The 17,271-nt window shown below is 37.1% G+C and carries 14 protein-coding genes; 7 read left to right on the plus strand and 7 right to left on the minus strand.

Annotation, left to right across the window (positions count from 1 at the left end; translation table 11 throughout):
• Nucleotides 1-4: 4 nt before the first annotated feature.
• Nucleotides 5-583 carry a hypothetical protein gene (locus B4Z47_RS22630; protein WP_286727935.1) on the plus strand — a complete coding sequence of 193 codons (579 nt, stop codon included), beginning with the start codon at nt 5-7 and terminating at the stop codon, nt 581-583.
• Nucleotides 584-728: 145 nt separating this feature from the next.
• The gene (locus tag B4Z47_RS22635) at nt 729-1,055 is read left to right on the plus strand and encodes a hypothetical protein (RefSeq protein ID WP_286727937.1); all 327 of its coding nucleotides are present in this window, start codon (nt 729-731) and stop codon (nt 1,053-1,055) included.
• Nucleotide 1,056: 1 nt separating this feature from the next.
• Here B4Z47_RS22635 and B4Z47_RS22640 read toward each other — a convergent pair whose 3' ends face one another.
• The 4 genes from B4Z47_RS22640 to B4Z47_RS22655 form a co-directional block, all read right to left on the minus strand.
• Entirely contained in the window at nt 1,057-2,409 is a 1,353-nt protein-coding gene (locus tag B4Z47_RS22640) for a RagB/SusD family nutrient uptake outer membrane protein (RefSeq protein WP_286727938.1), read from the minus strand.
• An 18-nt stretch (nt 2,410-2,427) separates the two neighbouring features.
• A complete protein-coding gene (locus B4Z47_RS22645) occupies nt 2,428-5,598 on the minus strand; it encodes a SusC/RagA family TonB-linked outer membrane protein (RefSeq protein ID WP_286727940.1) in 3,171 nt (1,056 codons plus the stop codon).
• Nucleotides 5,585-6,967: a TlpA family protein disulfide reductase gene (locus tag B4Z47_RS22650; RefSeq protein ID WP_286727942.1), complete on the minus strand. Its 1,383-nt coding sequence runs from the start codon at nt 6,965-6,967 to the stop codon at nt 5,585-5,587. Before B4Z47_RS22650 ends, B4Z47_RS22645 begins: the two co-directional genes overlap by 14 nt.
• 152 nt (nt 6,968-7,119) lie before the next feature.
• On the minus strand, nt 7,120-7,494 hold the full coding sequence (locus B4Z47_RS22655; RefSeq protein WP_159332766.1) for a hypothetical protein: 375 nt from the start codon (nt 7,492-7,494) through the stop codon (nt 7,120-7,122).
• A 656-nt stretch (nt 7,495-8,150) separates the two neighbouring features.
• Between B4Z47_RS22655 and B4Z47_RS22660 the strand changes: the two genes are divergently transcribed.
• From B4Z47_RS22660 to B4Z47_RS22680, 5 genes are all read left to right on the plus strand, one after another.
• A complete protein-coding gene (locus tag B4Z47_RS22660) occupies nt 8,151-8,555 on the plus strand; it encodes a helix-turn-helix domain-containing protein (protein ID WP_286727943.1) in 405 nt (134 codons plus the stop codon).
• 92 nt (nt 8,556-8,647) lie between these two features.
• A complete protein-coding gene (locus B4Z47_RS22665) occupies nt 8,648-11,089 on the plus strand; it encodes a sensor histidine kinase (protein WP_286727944.1) in 2,442 nt (813 codons plus the stop codon).
• 16 nt (nt 11,090-11,105) lie between these two features.
• On the plus strand, nt 11,106-11,750 hold the full coding sequence (locus B4Z47_RS22670; protein WP_286727945.1) for a hypothetical protein: 645 nt from the start codon (nt 11,106-11,108) through the stop codon (nt 11,748-11,750).
• Nucleotides 11,743-12,324 carry an HNH endonuclease signature motif containing protein gene (locus B4Z47_RS22675; RefSeq protein ID WP_286727946.1) on the plus strand — a complete coding sequence of 194 codons (582 nt, stop codon included), beginning with the start codon at nt 11,743-11,745 and terminating at the stop codon, nt 12,322-12,324. Before B4Z47_RS22670 ends, B4Z47_RS22675 begins: the two co-directional genes overlap by 8 nt.
• Before the next feature lie 9 nt (nt 12,325-12,333).
• Nucleotides 12,334-14,196 carry an Eco57I restriction-modification methylase domain-containing protein gene (locus B4Z47_RS22680; protein ID WP_286727948.1) on the plus strand — a complete coding sequence of 621 codons (1,863 nt, stop codon included), beginning with the start codon at nt 12,334-12,336 and terminating at the stop codon, nt 14,194-14,196.
• Nucleotides 14,197-14,207: 11 nt separating this feature from the next.
• On the opposite strand, the gene B4Z47_RS22685 is transcribed toward B4Z47_RS22680, so the two are convergent.
• From B4Z47_RS22685 to B4Z47_RS22695, 3 genes are read right to left on the minus strand one after another with little or no spacing between them, the layout of a single operon-like run.
• The gene (locus B4Z47_RS22685; RefSeq protein ID WP_286727950.1) at nt 14,208-15,107 is read right to left on the minus strand and encodes a hypothetical protein; all 900 of its coding nucleotides are present in this window, start codon (nt 15,105-15,107) and stop codon (nt 14,208-14,210) included.
• Entirely contained in the window at nt 15,107-16,957 is a 1,851-nt protein-coding gene (locus tag B4Z47_RS22690; RefSeq protein ID WP_286727951.1) for a KAP family P-loop NTPase fold protein, read from the minus strand. The genes B4Z47_RS22685 and B4Z47_RS22690 overlap by 1 nt, the downstream gene beginning before the upstream one ends.
• 3 nt (nt 16,958-16,960) lie before the next feature.
• A complete protein-coding gene (locus B4Z47_RS22695) occupies nt 16,961-17,260 on the minus strand; it encodes a hypothetical protein (RefSeq protein WP_286727953.1) in 300 nt (99 codons plus the stop codon).
• Between the last annotated feature and the right edge of the window lie 11 nt (nt 17,261-17,271).

Below are 17,271 nucleotides of genomic sequence, written 5' to 3' on the forward strand. Positions count from 1 at the left end.
ATTAATGGAACATAGTGGATCATATCAAAAGCTTATCAAACATTTAGAATCCTACAGAAGGCTCACTGAAAGCCAGGAAAATATCTTACGCAAGCTGATTACTGTCAAATACTGTAGCCCGAAAGAGGTGTACCTCGAGCGAGGTGGTATCGCCAAACATATCTGCTTCATCCATACTGGTTATGCTTTGGGCTATGAGCATATTGACAAGGAATTCCGACTATCCCGTATCTGGCAAGAAGATCAGATTATCTTAAAGACCGATAGCTTACTGGCCTTCCAGCGTAGCGAAATGAATATTATCTTTCCAGAAGGCGGCAATATCATCGAGATCCCTGTTGAACATCTCTTACAAGCGACAGAACTAATCCCTTTTTTCCATTATCTGCTCCTGCAAGAGCTCAAATATTACCAGCAGCAGGAAAATTTATTCAGATTAAAAAACAGCAGAGAATTGATACGCTGGTTTCATCATCGCTATGCTGATATTCGGTTTAAACTCACCGATCTTCAGATCGCCCAGTTTCTGGGAATCACACTCAGGTGGTACAATCAGAACAAAAATAATCCTAGCTTGGAATAAAAACAGCAGAAATAGGAAAAGAAACTCAACAGTTAGGAATTAATGTCCGCACTATAAGAATTAATGCTATAGTAATTCCTTGCTGACGAGTCTACCTTAGTATCATAATCAAAAACATACGATTATGATGAAAAATAAATTCGCAGTGAAGGCATCACTCTTCACTTTAATCTTGGCAATGCTCGCAATCGGTACGTATGCGGCAGTTGCAGTGATGAAGAAAAATGTATCACCTGAAGTAAAAGCGTCTACGACGTATTATTACAATGGTCCGTCCACCAATTTATCTACGAATGTAATGGACCCCACAAATTGGAGTCCATCACAAAATTCGAGTTTTACATGTGGACAACCGACTGACATTCCTTGTAGTTTAGATGTTCCATCTGACCAAAGTATTGACGAACATCTTGATAATCTAGGCAGTCTGTCAGCTGTCCAAAGCGCTGCTCCTTCGCGAAGAAGCAAATAACTCAACGTGGGTTTTGGGTAATCCCCGATTGCTCAATCACTTTCTGAGGTATTAAAATGTTCGCGCGAGAATCATTCGGTGGCAAAAGATATTCTTTTCCCCGAATGGTTCTTTTTAATGTGATACCTGCCCCCAACCTATTGAGGCGCTTTACATCGCCAAACCGTATACCACGCCATAACAATTCTTTTCTTCGCTCACATAAAACCTGATCCAGCACCGTAGTCTCAGGCACTGGGATCATTTTGTCAAGCCTATAACTCAAAAACTCCTGCAAGGTACTGCTTGCTTCATTGATTTTTCCTGTTCGGGCAGCACATTCCGCCCGGATGAGATACATTTCAGCAACCGTGGGTCCACAGAAGGTACCACCGCCGCCGCCGCCATAATCCCCCCGGAATAAAAGGGCGTCATCTTTTTTATTAAAGAATAAGGATCTCCTCAAATCTCCCTCCCCATAGCTTTGATAGAGCATACTATCCATACAGCTCACGTCGATGCTAATGGAATAATATGCCGTTGTCAGAAAACGGGGATAAATGATTTCAGAATTGTTATTGACATTAAAAGGGAATTTCTTTCCACCGTCAACCTGATGATAATCCAACAGTTTAAAATTTGATTGGATGCATTTTTCAGCGTATACTCTGGCCTTTTCATAATTTTGCATATAAAGATATACGCGAGCCAAATAGGCCCATGCAGCAACCTTGCTGGCCCAATAAATATTGCTCTGCTGATCCGGCAATAGCGCCTCTGCTTTTTGCAGATCTTCGACAATAAGATCAAAGGTTGCCTTTAGCGATGCCCGGACAGTCTTTTCGTTAAAATCATCGGTCACTTTAAGCGGAAGCCCCAGTGTACTTTCCCCCTGCTGAGGATCAAATCCAGCACACCACACCTGCGCCAGTTCATAAAGATTGATTGCTCTATTGAAGTAACCCTGCCCTTTGACATCAGCTGAACGAGCGCTGATACCATTTTCCTTTTCAAATGCTTCCACACCATGTATGGCAACATTCGCTCTATATATATTTCCATAGGCCAAAGACCAACCTCCACTACCATCACATTCCTGGATCATGGGACTATCTTCCAAGCGGTAAAGGTCGCGGTCCGTTTGACAAAACAAAGCATCATATTCATCATCAGGAAGATAATGATCTACCGACATTACTTCACCTTCGGGAACAGCCAAGCTATTATTAATACTGTTCATGAGCGCCCGATAATCTTCCAATGAAGTGGGAACTGCCAGTTTGCTATCCGATTTAACATCCAAAAAAGATGTACAACCGGTAGAGCCAAGCAACAGCAGGATAAAAATGGAAATTAGAATAATTGTATTTTTCATGATAAGTTCATTAAGCATTTAAAAACTAATGCGGCATCCAAAGGACCACTGCCATGGTGGACTGATTGCATTAAAGCGATTTTCGTATTCAGGGTCAAAATCCTTCTTTGTAGCTTTCCATAAAAGTCCCACATTTTCGACATTCAAAAACATGGTCGCATCGATCTTGCTCTGCAGTATCTTCTCCAAGTTGTATTGCAGATTGACATATTGTAATCGAATATTCGAAGCAGGTTCGATCAGCACAGAGGCATTGCGGTAGTAGTTTTCCCGATTAGTATTTAGCGGATAGATCATTGCGGGTACGGAAGTTTTGTTTTCATCGCCTGCTTCTTGCCACCGAAGCTCATAGTCTGCATGCGTTATATTCTGCGCAAAGAGAGCACTATAGTCTATGCTCCGGGAGCGGATATAATGCCCCAATTTATAGAGCAAACGAAAGTCTACTGTCAGCTTTCTGAATCGAATGCTGCTCCCCGCAGAACCGAACCAACGCGGCAGTGTCGGCCCTTCGTACACCATATCTTCCAGCGTTGTATTATTATATATTTGTCGGTAATCTTTGGACTCTACCCCATCCATATAACCGATGGGATTTCCGTCTGTGTCAAGTCCTTTCCAAGGGTAAGCGAAAAGCGAATAGACAGGTTTGCCCACGATACCTGCAATCGTACGTTCATTGATAAAATTCCGTCCAATGGCATTGTTCAAATAATACTTTTCCACTTTGTCGGTACTTCTGCTGAGATTTATCTGAAACCTAAGCCCCCAATCTCTTCCTTCCAAAGCGTTTACTCCGATGGCAAGATCCAGCCCCGAAGCTTTCATTTTTGCCGAATTGCGCACGACCGTGGCACCTATTCCAGCCGTGGGATCCATTTCATCCAACCCGTAGAGGTCGCTTCCTTTTTTTGCGTACCAATCGAAGGTCAGATTGAGCTTATTTTTCCAAAGCACAAGATCAGTCCCCAGATTTAATGTCGCTATACTCTCCCATTTCAATTCGGGATTAGCATACGAAGCAAATGTGGCAATCGGAAAATTGTTCAGCACATTGCTCCCGATATATTGGATCGTATTGACCGACGCCATAGACGGATCCACATTACCACTGAAACCATAAGTAGCGCGCATGGTTAACTTATCGACCTGACCTTTATTTTCCATCGCTTTCCAGCTTGCGCCTACAGACCAAAGCAGGTTCCATTTATCATTGGTCCGCAGTCCAAAAAGGTTGGTCGCATCACGCCGTACACTGCCTGATAGATTAACCTTGTTTTTATAAGAATAGACTGCATTAGCAAAGACCGAAAGATAGCGGACTTCTGTCTGCGACAAAGATTGACCATTCGGAATCGTATTAAGTCCACTTGTTGCCAAATCGGGAAAACGCGAGGTATAATCAACGTTCGCAAAGGAAAGGGTCGTCGGATTATAGCCATAGAAACGAGATGACTCCCCTGCCCCCTTATTCATGCGGCCCTCGAAACCCAAGATCCCCGAGATTCCGTGAACATCTATAGTACGGTTAAAATTGAGCTGTAACCTCGCGTTGTGGGCAGTCTGTCGTGCTACAGACTGATCCAGAACTCCCCCTTTGGGTATGTGGTAGGTGACGACACCTGTTGAACGGTCAATTTCCGAAAAGGAATTGACTAGGTTACGGCTAAAATAACTATCCGGACCATGCAGATTTTTACCATCTGTACGATCGAGCATCAGGTTATATTTGAGATCAATGCTTAATGATCGAGAGACATCATATTTAAGCCCCGTATTCCAATTCACAATCCATTGTTGACTACCGTTATCCTGATGACGGTAATCGGTCAATGGATAATAGTTCCAATCAAGGATATAACCTTCCTTCGCCATCCGATCCACATAATCGTTGTTACGCTGTGCAATGCGAAGAGGAATTCCATGATCATCAGCGAAAGTAGCATAAGGATAAAGCTCATAAGTTGACATCTTAACATCACCATATGCAGGCATCCCCGTCGACGTATTGAAATGGATAAGGTTAAGATCCATTGACAAGAGCATATCCTTACGGATCTTCAAGGCGTTATTGAGTTTGTAGGTCAACCTCTCACTTCTATTTTTTGTCGACCCAACCTCCTTATCGTATCCCAGCGAGGACATCCAAGCAAATTGACTGCTTCCACCATTGCCCTGTAAGTGATATTGCTGAAAGAGTGAATTGCTATAAAAATGTTTTCGGTATTCATCGCGTACATCTAAACCGACGAGACCAGCTTTCAGGTTGTCATATTCCTCTTGGCTTATTTTCTGCTTTTTCAACCGGTCCAAAGCTTCCACCACTGGGCTCAAAGGCAGCATGGCACTGCTGTTAATCCGGCTATTGTAATAGCCCTTATTGAACAGGAATTCTTCCACCCCGATAAAGTCCGGCGTCGACATCAGATCTAACCTATTCAAATCTGGAGGAGCACCCGTTTTTATCGCTGTAGAAAAGCGAAAGCGCTGGCGCTGATTAAATTGTCCTTTCTTGGTCGTTACCACGATCACCCCATTACCGGCACGCACGCCCCAAATCGCTGATGCCGCAGCATCTTTGAGCACCGTGACATTTTCAATATCTAGCGGGTTAATATCATCAAGATTTCCTTCGTAAGGAAAGTTGTCCACGACAACCAAAGGATTCTTTTCGGCTTTAATAGTGCTTAAGCTTCTTACCATCAATCGGTTTGCCGAAGTACTGTTATTGTCCAACATCACACCATTCGCTAATGAAGGCAACATTCCAGTAATACCGCGGCCTATCTGTTGTTCAAGCTGCTGTTTGCTCACGCTGGAAAAGGATCCTGTCACACGATCTTTTGGAATACTTTGATAACCTGTATTAATAACCACTTCATCGATCATCCCATGCTTTAAAGCAAGTGACACCGTCAGCTCAACATGCTGCCGATCTGCTTTGACGAAAATGCTCGTATCCTGATAAGCGATATGTCGAAAAGTCACCTGCTGGCCACCTATCTTTTCGGCAATTGAGAACCGTCCCCTATTATCCGTCTTTGCTTTAGCGGCATCCTTTATTACGATGTTTACATCCTTAATAGGCAATCCAGATTCTTTATCCAATACTGTTCCGCTTAGTTGAGCTCGAGCGGATGCCGCAACCAAAAGCATCAGCAAAAGCCAGATTATTCTATTTCTTGCCATCTTTTGGATTGATTAAGTTCAACATGTCTTTGATATGTCCGTCTGTTACACTAAGGGCTAGCGTCAATCCGATCAGGTCGCCACGTGGCCCTATCCATACATACCGGGGGTAGATATAGTTAGGAAACAATTGCTGAAGGTAATCCTCTTCGATGATGGACTGGAATTTTCCTGACAGCGAGCGTTCGGCAAGTCGATCCTGAATCTTGGCAATATTTGTATAGGTGTCTTTTGTTTGTGTTGGATTGACATAGATAAGCTTTGCATCAGCGGGAAAACGGCTGAACAACTCATCTTTTTCTTTCATCTGTCCCAGACATATAGCGCACCATGTTGCCCAGAAATCCAACACCAATAATTTCCCGCGGTAAGCTTCGAGCGTCTGCCGGGTGGTATCGCCATTGTTGTAGACGAGGTATTCCCTTTCCCAAAATTCTTCGGGCAGCTTCTGACCGATAAGCAATGGATTCGCTTTAATAAGCCCATCGGCCCCGCTGTCCTTGCGGGGCGTCTGAGCTGGTAAACTAAACATAGAAACTAAACATAAAAACAAGCATGTCAAAATCATGCGATAGGCACGCTTATAATCTGCGACGAATAAAAAGCATTTTAAAGCCCGCTGAACAACTGGACCTAGTAATCCAAGCAAAGTATTGACTCGAAACACCAAAGCCTTAGAGATCGACTTAAAGAACCTTAAAACAGATCGTTCAGATTTTACTCCATACGTCAATTTAAAATCTCCCACCTTTTGGAAAGCTCGCTTTTGTTGTGTGGGCCTTGTGCAATCGTTTAGTTGTCCTTGTGTATAACAAGGGCTTAGCAAGGGTGAACCTAGGGTCGCGCTATAGTCAAGCTTGTGTGTTTCTTGTGCCAAGCTATAGTTGACCATTACCAGATTAATTCCTGCCGAATTTTTACATTTCATCGGATTTTCATCGAGTCTGCATCGGGTTTTGATCGGTGTGGCCCGATGAGATCCCGATGAAAACTCAAGTCCTACTGCATGAAAGGCAGAAGCTGGAGCGAAGTTGGTCAGGCAAAAGTCCGAAGAAGGTGATGCCTTTCCCCCTCGTCGACTGGCCTTCGGCTCTGCTTCGAGACTTCTTCGGGACATGGTCGAGACAGGCTCGGGAGCGTTTCGACTCGGCTTCGGCAGGGCTTCGAGTACGCTTCGACTCGTACCCGAAGCGCAGTCGAACAACAGTCGAAGCCTTCCCGAAGAAGAGGCGACGCTGGTACGACGCAGTGTCGAACGATCCTCAAACAAAACCCGAAGGCTGCCCGAAGAATTTACATTTTTTATTAGGTTCTGAGCGCTAATCTTACAGCGCTTTTTTAACAGGATCGAAGTATCTTTAAAGTACATTTTTCCTTGTCTAATTTTCTTACGCAAATTTTGCGTAATTAGTACTATATCTGTGCTTAAGTAGTGCTTCACAGGTACTTGAAATATATAGGTTATATAGCCCCTTAAAAAGGCTAAAAATTTCAGGATATTCATAATTTGTTTGTTGGCGGTTATTTCGATAACCTACCGAAAAATTCAGCGACCTTTTTGCTCAATTCTAGCTCTTTTCTGATGCGTACTTTTGATTCTGCTGACAGCTGCATTTTACCCAGATCTATATTGCGATGATTGACGATACAATAAGCAATCAATATGCGATACAACGCAGTTGCAAATTCCTGCATTTCCTCATCTTTCAAGAGCCTATTCACTCCTGCGCCACCGTCAAGATATGTGCTCAACAGTTGCAGTATATTAGCAGAAACAGTCTCTAGCGCATAGTGATTCCAGAATGCTTCAATCTCCTTTATAGGATCATAATCGACCTTATGGACATCATAAATCATCATGTCAAAAGCAAGTTGTAGCGCTAAAATCCTGTTCATTTTTCAGTAATTAATCGTAACCAAAAGTACATAGCATCCCCTCTCCGATCGAAATCAGCTTTTTATTGGGAGCCTGATGTTACTCAGTTCACATTAGTAATAATTAATTCATTCTAGGAGCCAGATCGCGTTTGAATGAGGGGTCACACAGGTGTATAATATTGGCGTTACGCGGTCCATGGCAAAGAGAAGCCAAATCTTATTTGGCCAAACCAGCCGAGCTACTCGGGGGCTGTGATGATGTTCTTTGATTGTTGTTTTTTGTTCATAACTCGTTTTATTGGTAACGAGTCTTTTCGGCAGGTATTAGAGACGGCAATGGCGTGACATCCAACCTACTGTCAACGAGGCCGTGAGAAGCCCATGGAACGAGTAAGCGGACGCCACGCCATTGCTGACGGGCGTTTTGATCCACTTATCGCCTTGTTCCATTTGAAATTTCTCACGTTTCGTTAACAAGACTCATAAGTGCATCCACCTGTATGAGATGGTGCAAATGTATTATATTTTATCTTACTTTACAATCTGTCTTTTTGCTTTTTTTATTATATTTGGTAATTAACTTTACAAAGATTTAAATTTCTGTACTACAATCAAATAGCATTCAGTTATATATACATAACTTTGAGTTATAATTGGTTATAAACATTATTAATATGACAACTGGTACTAAAATAAGATTATTGAGGGAACAAAAAGGTTGGGGTCAAGACGTGTTAGCAGCAAAACTAGGAATCTCTCAACCCGCTATATCCAAATTAGAGTCCGATCAGAATAAATTATCTTGGGATAATGCGGTCGCGCTTAGTGAATTATTTGAGGTTGATCCAGAGTACTTTTTCGATTCAAAAATTAATAACTACATCTCCCATAATCAAAAGGTAAATCAGTTATTTAACTCCGATTATAATGATAATAACATAGAATTCATTAAAGGATTATATGAAGCTCAGATTAAATCAAAAGATGAGCTGCTTGAGGAAAAACACGAAAGAATTGTGGAGCTAAAAAAGCAGGTTGAGGAGTTGAAAGCAGAGTTAGCTAGTTTGAAAAAAGCTTAGAGCCTTTTTAATAATTTACAAAAACTTAATTCATTATTATTTATAGGTTCTTATAAAAAATTTGGATCTAGCCTAACAATATCTAATATATTATGGGGGAAATTTCATTTAAAGTTTCGGCAAGAACCGCCCAACTAATAGGGCAGCAAAACTTTTCTACCGCCGAGGGTGCTGTAGTTGAACTAGTTAAAAACTGTTATGATGCGGATGCTAAAAATGCTATTCTAGTATTTAACAACATTGATTCAGATGTAGCGAACCAATCATTAATAATTATTGATAATGGAAATGGAATGACCCAAGAAATTATCCAAGATAATTGGATGATGATAGGTACTGACAATAAAGAAGAGGATTATCAAACAGATTCTGGAAGAATAAAGACTGGTGCAAAAGGAATAGGTCGATTTGCTCTTGACAGACTAGGGACGGTAACTGATATGTATACTTTACCAAAAGACTCGAATGATGGATTATACTGGAAAGTTGATTGGAGTGATTTTAATAAAAAAGGAGCGGCAATAAATGATATTAAAGCTATTTTAGAGAACGAGAAAGAACTAGAACTTACAAAAAAGCTATTTTCTCTTGTTGGTGATTTGCCTGAATTATCTAATTATATCTCTAATAATGGCATCACTTTTAAAAATGGCACATTAATAAAAATTAGCAATTTAAAAGATGAATGGGATTTTGAAAATATTACAAAATTATTTGAAAATCTTGAAATACTAACTCCTCCCAAAGAGCATCCTTTATTCTCGATTTCATTATTCTCCAAAGCAAATCCTGATCTGTTTGGTGAACTCGAGGGTGCATATTATGATGATTATGATTATAAAGTTTCTGCCACTTTTGAAAACAATGAAGATCAAATTGTTCAAATAGATGTTGAAAGGAATGAACTTGACAACGATTTAGTAGAGAAAAATTATAAAGAAGTGTTCTCATTAAAGGAAATGACTAATTTTCCATTCGATTTTGAAACATTTAAGAAAAAAAGATTTTCCTATAAAATAAATCTTAGTGAACTTGTCAAAGGTTTAAAAGAAATCGACACTCATAATCTCTTAAAAAAAACAGGAGGGTTCAGCTTTTCATTTTATTATCTCAAAAACTCAAAAAGTGACGACAAAAGTGATTCTGATGTAAAGAAATTTCCTTATAAAGATTTCAATAGTTCAAATCGTCGAGCATGGCTTAAGAAATTCGGTGGAATAAAAATATTTAGAGACGACTTTCGAATTCGACCTTACGGAGAATATGGACAAGATTGGCTAAAACTTGGAGAAAGACAAGCGCAGAGTCCGCAAGGAGCTGGACAACGACTAGGTGCCTATCGCATTCGCCCAAATCAGATTTCAGGAACAGTTCATATATCAAGATTAACTAACTTATCATTTCAAGACAAATCTGGTCGTGAGGGAATTCAAGAGAATGAAGTTTTTGATCTATTTAAATCGTTACTAATTGGTATTATTAACGAATTTGAAAGAGATCGGAATATCATAATGTACTCCTTTTCCCAGCTTCATAAAGCTCGAAATAAAGCGGAACAAGATCGAATAAAAGCGGAAGAAGAAGCTAATAGAATTTTAGAAGAAGCAAAAAAAAATGAAGGACCGATTGAAAATCAAAACTTACCCCAAAATCCTTCTACTCCTGACGAAAACGGTATACTTACTCCCAATGAAAAGAATAAAGTACCTAGCGACGCCGAGATTGCTTTAGCAAGCACTTATCAAATTCAAAAAGAAGAAATTGAAGAAAAAGATAATGAAATTAGATTATTACGGAGTTTATCAGGTACCGGTCTAATAGTTGCTACTTTTGCTCATGAACTAAGAAGTTTAAGGACATTATTAATTTCTCGTACTGAAGATTTAAAAAAGGTTCTAGAAACTAACTGTGATTACGCTATTCTGAATGCTTTACCATCTGAAAAAAATCCTTTCACGATGCTTAATTATATGAGAGATCAAGATATTCAAATTAAGCATTGGCTAGATTACTCTTTATCAGCACTAAAGAAAGACAAAAGGAAAAGAACAAATTTGGATTTAACTGAGTATTTTAAATCATTTTATGATAACTGGAGAAGTGCACTAAACAGGAGAAAAATCTCTTTAAAAATCCACAACAACTTAAATTCTCCAAAAAAAATCAGAGCATTTACAATTGATTTCGATACTATTTTTAACAATCTTTTAATAAACTCACTTGACTCCTTTAAAAGACGAAAAGATGGTGAAAAAAGACAAGTCAATATCGTGCTTGATTATAAGGACGATTTCATCGTTATAATTTTTGGTGACAATGGAGCTGGTTTAGCAGAAGATTTTAAGAAAAAACCGGAAGACATATTTATTGCATTTGAAACATCTAAAGTTGATAAAAGAGGTAATAAAATTGGGACTGGAATTGGAATGTATTTAGCTAAATCAATTATCGAAGAATACGATGGGAAGATGGAGATTTTACAGATTGAAGATGGGTTCAAATTAGGAATTTATCTTCCATTAAGAAAAGATTAAATAAAAAATTAACACAATGAAATATACCATAGGCTATATCGATGAAGAACCGCAGTTTGTAGATAAGTTCAAACGCGATCTAGAAGATTATTTTGAAATAAAGACTTTTAAAATATCTCCTGAAACTTCAATAGATAATATTATTCAAGAAATAATAAATGCAGAATTGGACTGTTTGTTAGTGGATTTCGAATTAAATGAAACTGAGGCTATTCAATTTAATGGAAATGAAATAGTAGATAATTTGAGAAAATTACGTCCTTATTTTCCAGTATTCATTATTACAGGAAAGGAAGAAGATGATGTTTTAGATCAGGTTGAAGACGGAGACATAGTAAGGTTGAAAGAAGAATTAAACGATAAAAGAGAAATACTGGTACAAAGAATCAAGATCAAAATAGAATCTTACTTAAAACAAATTGCAACTGCGGAAACTACGATCAAATCATTAATTCAAAAACGTGATGAAATGGGGGGGTTAAGTATTAAAGAAGGTGAACAGCTTCATAAAAATTACACATTCTTGAATGCAGTCTATCCTGAGGAAATTACAGTACCAGAAACTTTTATCCAACCTAATGTGATTACAGAGATAAATTCGTTTTCAAATGAAGCTAGAGAAATTTTAGAAGAACTCAAAAAGCTCAATAATAATGGCTGATTTCAGATTATTAACACCGAAAAGACGTAATATCACCGCTAAAGTGTCTTCACATGGAGGACATAGGGACGATCTGAAAATTGACTTTGGAAATCGTTGTGGATATTGCAATTCACCAGACAGATGGAAAACAACATATTTTGAAATTGATCATTTTATTCCTGTAGCAATACTTACAATAAAAACACCGACAGATTACAGCAACCTTGTATATTCTTGTCGCTCTTGTAATAATGCAAAAAGAAAAAAATGGCCTACAAAAGATGAAAATTTTCCCAATAAGAATGAAGAAGGTTTCATTGATCCTTGTGACGATCTCTATAACCACCAGTTTGGGAGAAATGAAAATGGTGAAATAATATATAGAACAAATTTGGGAAAATGGATGTATTATGAACTAAAGTTTCATAAACCTCAACACAGAGTGATTTGGAATTTGGAACAATTAGAAGATTCAATAACCGAAATAAAAAAGTTGCTTAAAAAATCTGTGATACCTGAAAAACTAAAAGATAAAATAATTAGTACTTTGATAAAATATACCGACTACGTTGATGATTGGCGTTGTTTATAAATTGGTTTTTTGATTACAAAAGATTTATTACCTTCGTGGATGAAAAAAATATTCGCTTTTTTAGCATTTCTCGATCCATTTGAAGCGGACCGACTAATCGTATCTGCGTATATTTATGCGAATGAAATAGTTATAAGAAACAACCAATTTTTGCACGGATATCTAATTACCCGAAGACATTGGAAAAAATATAGAATACTTAAAGAATTTCAAGAATTACTTGCAGAACAATTTAGTGAAATTACATTAGAGACAGTTATTAAGCTTTTTGAAAATGTCGTTTCTCCTGCTGATCGAATAGTTAATGGAGCTATATACACTCCTATTAACATACGTGAATATATTGTTAACAAAGTATTTCAAAATCAAGCCAATTTAGAAGAAGTTGTTATCGGCGATATTGCATGCGGTTGCGCAAGTTTCTTATACACAGCAGCCCGAGAGTTAAAAGCTCGTACACACAGAACATATTTCCAGATCTTTAGCGAGAACCTCTACGGATTGGATATTCAAGAATACTCAGCAACAAGAGCTAGACTTTTATTGTCTCTTTTAGCTCTTTCTGAAGACGAGGATCCGGAAGAGTTTAATTTTAACCTCCATGTTGGCGATGCACTTACATTCAACTGGGCAGATAATGTTGCTGGATTTATCGGATTCTCCATTTTATTGGGTAACCCGCCTTATGTTCGTTATCGCAATATGGATGAGCAGACGCGCCTCAATTTGCAGCATTGGGAAGTTGCCCAAGTTGGCCTCACTGATTTATATATACCATTTTTTCAAATCGGAATCGAAAACCTCCAACCGAACGGCGTATTGGGGTTCATCACGATGAATAGCTTTTTCAAAAGCTTAAATGGGAGAGCTTTACGACAGTATTTCTCAGATCATCAACTTGATTTTATAATCGAAGATTTTGGAGCAGAGCAAATCTTCAAATCAAAGAATACTTACGTCTGCATTTGCTTTATATATAATCGCCAAGCCGAAGCAATACGTTATGCTAGCATTACCGAAGAAACTCTGAATGAACCTAGAGAACATCATATACGGCCATATGTGACATTAAATAACCGAAGCGGCTGGAATTTAAGAAACACAGCAACTGTAACTGCTATTGAGAATACGGGTCGACCGTTTGGAGATATATACACTACGCGGCATGGTATAGCAACACTAAAAAATGATATTTACATCTTCTCACCTGTTGATGAAGATGATAATTTCTTTTACTTACAGAATGGGCATCGTTTCGAAATTGAGCGCGGTATATGTAAGGAAATCGTTAATTCGAATAAATTGAGCCGTATTAAAGATATAAATTCTTTGAAAGAAAAAGTTATATTTCCTTATGAACAAATTGGTAATAGAGTAACAGTCATGCCTGAGCAAAAGATTCGGGATGAGTTTCCTAATGCATATCGTTATCTTGAATATAAAAGAAATATTTTAGAGGACCGAGACAAAGGTGGCGCGAAAGATTATGAACATTGGTATGCCTATGGCCGTACACAGTCTTTAGAAAGAATGAGACATAAATTATTCTTTCCAAAATTCTCTGATGTTACTCCTTTTTTTCTTGTTGACCATGACGAAAATTTGATGTTCTACAATGGTTTGGCGCTCATAGGCGAAAATGAACGGGACGTAGAAATCGCCCGTAAGATTATGGAATCAAAAGTGTTCTGGTACTATATAGAATCAACCAGTAAACCATATTCCAATAAATACTATTCTTTGAATAGTACCTACATCAACAATTTCGGTGTATGTGATCTGTCGGAAGAGGAGATTACTTTTTTACTTAATGAAACAGATAAAGCTCTTTTGGATGAGTTTTTTGGCGATAAATATGGAGTTATAGTTTAACCCCATATTTATTATATACCCTCTCTATAATCTGGTGGTAGACATATTGATCTTACATGCTTATGGCTTTGAGATGTAAGGGACAAGCTGTTAATTTCATATTGAGAGGTAAATTTTGGACTGTATAAAACAACTGTCTTATCTTCTACATCTTGTTTAGAACTAGCCCATTTATAAAATTCTTTTATATCTTCCAACAAACTTGAATCAGCAATTTTATCACCAATCAATCCTAGAAATTCCCTAAAACCATCATTAGGGAATATTCTTGAACAGAAAGGCTCGCCAACATGTAAATAAAATTCTATATCGTATTTATTTGGGCCGGTATAATATGGTCTTATAAAATACTCTAGATAATTAGTCGGATTTTTCGCAATATAATTACGGAACTTCTCTATTGCTTCTGGATGTAAAACAACTCTCCTGTTAGCCTCCATATCAGTAACGCAATTGTAAAATAGTTCTATAATTAAATTATAATCCTTTCTTTCATCAATTGCATCTGTAAGAGCCTTAATATTGACTTGTTCAAGCTCTTTTTGTAAAAGATCTATGTTATCTTTCTTACCAATTTCTTCTAAATTATCTTTGATATTTAATATAAATCGAAATACAAAAGCATTAACATTGCTGTTATCCTTAGAAATACTGTCTGAGATTATGGTAACAAATTCTTTTATACTTGCTTCCGAAAGAAGTATTGAATCTAATACTCTATATATAGAATTGAAAAGGAATTGCTGAATAGGGATATTATTATCATTTGTAATGCTTAACATTCCGCAGAGAATCTCTATTAGCTTCTTATACTCGTTATCATATTGACTAAGTCCTTTTTGTTCTAAGGCACCAAGTAAATCCAGTTCTTGATGATTATCTCTATATTTAATCAATATATCTTTTCTCATTAATCGTTAAATAAATTGTTTAAATCTTCCCTACTCACACCTTCATAATTAAACTGATGATAATTTGAATAATTGGACGCATAATGGAAACTGAAGTCACTATTAAAATCATTTGAAAGCGGCATAACGACTAAATCAACTAAGAGCTCCTTTAATATTCCATGTAATTTTTTGTCAGGTACTCCCATAATCATTTTACCAACTTCGTCTAGGTTAAGCTCGTTAATCTTCAAAAAATTATTTGATCCTTCTTTGATAGAAATCCACGCTTTATTTTCAAACAACTGTCTAAAGAGGCCGATATCCAAATATTTTATAAGCTCTAAAATAAAGACATCTAACAAATAAACTATCTCATGTGAATCTCTTAAAGACACTACTAATGAGTTTACAAATCTAATCAAATCCCTTTTATTTCTAAATATATTAAATATAGTTCGACCAATCACCGAATACTTCACTGTGCCTACCATTGTTGATCTATTTGTCAATAATACCTGCTCAAATTGGTCGATGATTTTCTTTTTACTTTCAACATCTAGTTTATTTAACTTATCCAAGGTTTGCTTAAACATTACATCCAATACTCGAGTCAACTGACGTTCATTAATTGGAGGTAGTGAAATTTCGACATCAAAAATCTTCTTTAAATAATCCTGTGGTTTATGTATATTAAGTTTATCCAAGGAATAGTGTACATATTCTTTATCAAACGGAGTAATAAAAACCATTCCTGAGAAATTTGCCGAATTACGTATTACTTGAAATACAGCAAAAACCTCTTTATTGTCTAACCGATCTAGATCATCTATCGCTACTATAATACGCTTATTTAATTTTAAAAGCAGAGAGTTGACATCCTGAAAATATTTTTCATTGGATTTTTCTGATACCCAATTATCCGGTAGATACTTAAACGGATTGAAGGGACTATTTATATTTGTCAAACTCTTAGCGTATTTCCTTAACAAAGAGCCAGTATATATGTATTTAGACAAAGTATCATCTAGTGTATGAAAGAAATCCAAAGTCAAGTTGTTGCTATTCGTAGAATACCAAGGATTAAATTCAATAAATATCGTATTCTCGTCTTTTAAAAATTCTTTCTTTAAAAACCCTATAAATGATGTTTTCCCCTCTCCCCATTTATTTACTAATCCTATACTTAATGCTCTTTCCACCGTCCCCTGAGAAGTAGCAAGAGTGTCAATAAGAGATTTGTAAAATTGGCTTCGATCATATTCGTCTTTCTCTTGATCCATCAATGGACTATCAACAATCATCAATGAATCTTTAGCTTCTTTAGCTTTCAGCTGAAAAATCGAATAGAATAGTATAACTATTATAAAAATTACCAAAACTAAAATTGGGAGATCCAATATCTTCAAAGAACCTCGTGTTTCGCCTTTAAAAACACCATAAAAATAAAAGTCGTTTGTAAATAGCCTATAATACCAATATAAATATATGATTGCCAGGAAAGGAGATAGATATTTGAATGGAATAACATATCTATTTTCTATAAATTTATTGGCGCGCAGAACAAGCGGTAAAATCATTAATAAGCTAACCACAATAACAAGTGCACTATTACTTCCGTCCTCCAAATCTTTATTAAACAGATAGTGTAATAAATTATCTTTGAAAAAGGTTGATATCGGAGTAAAAAACCAAATTGCTATCCAAATAGTAGAATATAAAATACAATACCCCGCTTGGCTCAAAATATTAGTTCGAAACTTATAATTTTCTCTAACATTCCAAATAAACATTACAACTAGTTTTAAAAAGTTGAAGAATACTATCCAGAGCAGCAATAATTTGCCAACAAATTCATTGGTAATTTTCATTCCTTACTTTTTCAACAATCCTAGGTGTAACAATAGGCCCAATGCTGGTGAATGTGTACGTGGCACATACGGTTTAAAATTTGCCGTTTTAAAATCAGTTAATTCCAAGTATGCCTGATGCACTCCTGCCAAATTCATAGACCATTTTTCACCTGTTGAAACTCTCACAAACTTCATTTTATCAGCGTCTAATGACTTTACATCATATTCTTTTCCAGTCAAACTTTTAAACTTCGTAACAGGCAGAACCATATTATAAAAGTCAGTATATGATATTTTAGGGTTAGTTTTGGTGTAATTCATAAAAATAAGTT

It is taken from the genome of Sphingobacterium sp. UBA2610, from assembly GCF_002339225.1.
GTDB lineage: Bacteria > Bacteroidota > Bacteroidia > Sphingobacteriales > Sphingobacteriaceae > Sphingobacterium > Sphingobacterium multivorum.

Bases quoted from the DNA above. Each gene is read 5' to 3' on its own strand.
- B4Z47_RS22690 (WP_286727951.1), bottom strand. From the start codon at position 16,957: ATGAAAATTACCAATGAATTTGTTGGCAAATTATTGCTGCTCTGGATA.
- B4Z47_RS22655 (WP_159332766.1), bottom strand. From the start codon at position 7,494: ATGAACAGGATTTTAGCGCTACAACTTGCTTTTGACATGATGATTTAT.
- B4Z47_RS22650 (WP_286727942.1), bottom strand. From the start codon at position 6,967: ATGTACTTTAAAGATACTTCGATCCTGTTAAAAAAGCGCTGTAAGATT.
- B4Z47_RS22670 (WP_286727945.1), top strand. From the start codon at position 11,106: ATGAAATATACCATAGGCTATATCGATGAAGAACCGCAGTTTGTAGAT.
- B4Z47_RS22640 (WP_286727938.1), bottom strand. From the start codon at position 2,409: ATGAAAAATACAATTATTCTAATTTCCATTTTTATCCTGCTGTTGCTT.
- B4Z47_RS22630 (WP_286727935.1), top strand. From the start codon at position 5: ATGGAACATAGTGGATCATATCAAAAGCTTATCAAACATTTAGAATCC.
- B4Z47_RS22665 (WP_286727944.1), top strand. From the start codon at position 8,648: ATGGGGGAAATTTCATTTAAAGTTTCGGCAAGAACCGCCCAACTAATA.
- B4Z47_RS22660 (WP_286727943.1), top strand. From the start codon at position 8,151: ATGACAACTGGTACTAAAATAAGATTATTGAGGGAACAAAAAGGTTGG.
- B4Z47_RS22675 (WP_286727946.1), top strand. From the start codon at position 11,743: ATGGCTGATTTCAGATTATTAACACCGAAAAGACGTAATATCACCGCT.
- B4Z47_RS22685 (WP_286727950.1), bottom strand. From the start codon at position 15,107: ATGAGAAAAGATATATTGATTAAATATAGAGATAATCATCAAGAACTG.
- B4Z47_RS22645 (WP_286727940.1), bottom strand. From the start codon at position 5,598: ATGGCAAGAAATAGAATAATCTGGCTTTTGCTGATGCTTTTGGTTGCG.
- B4Z47_RS22695 (WP_286727953.1), bottom strand. From the start codon at position 17,260: ATGAATTACACCAAAACTAACCCTAAAATATCATATACTGACTTTTAT.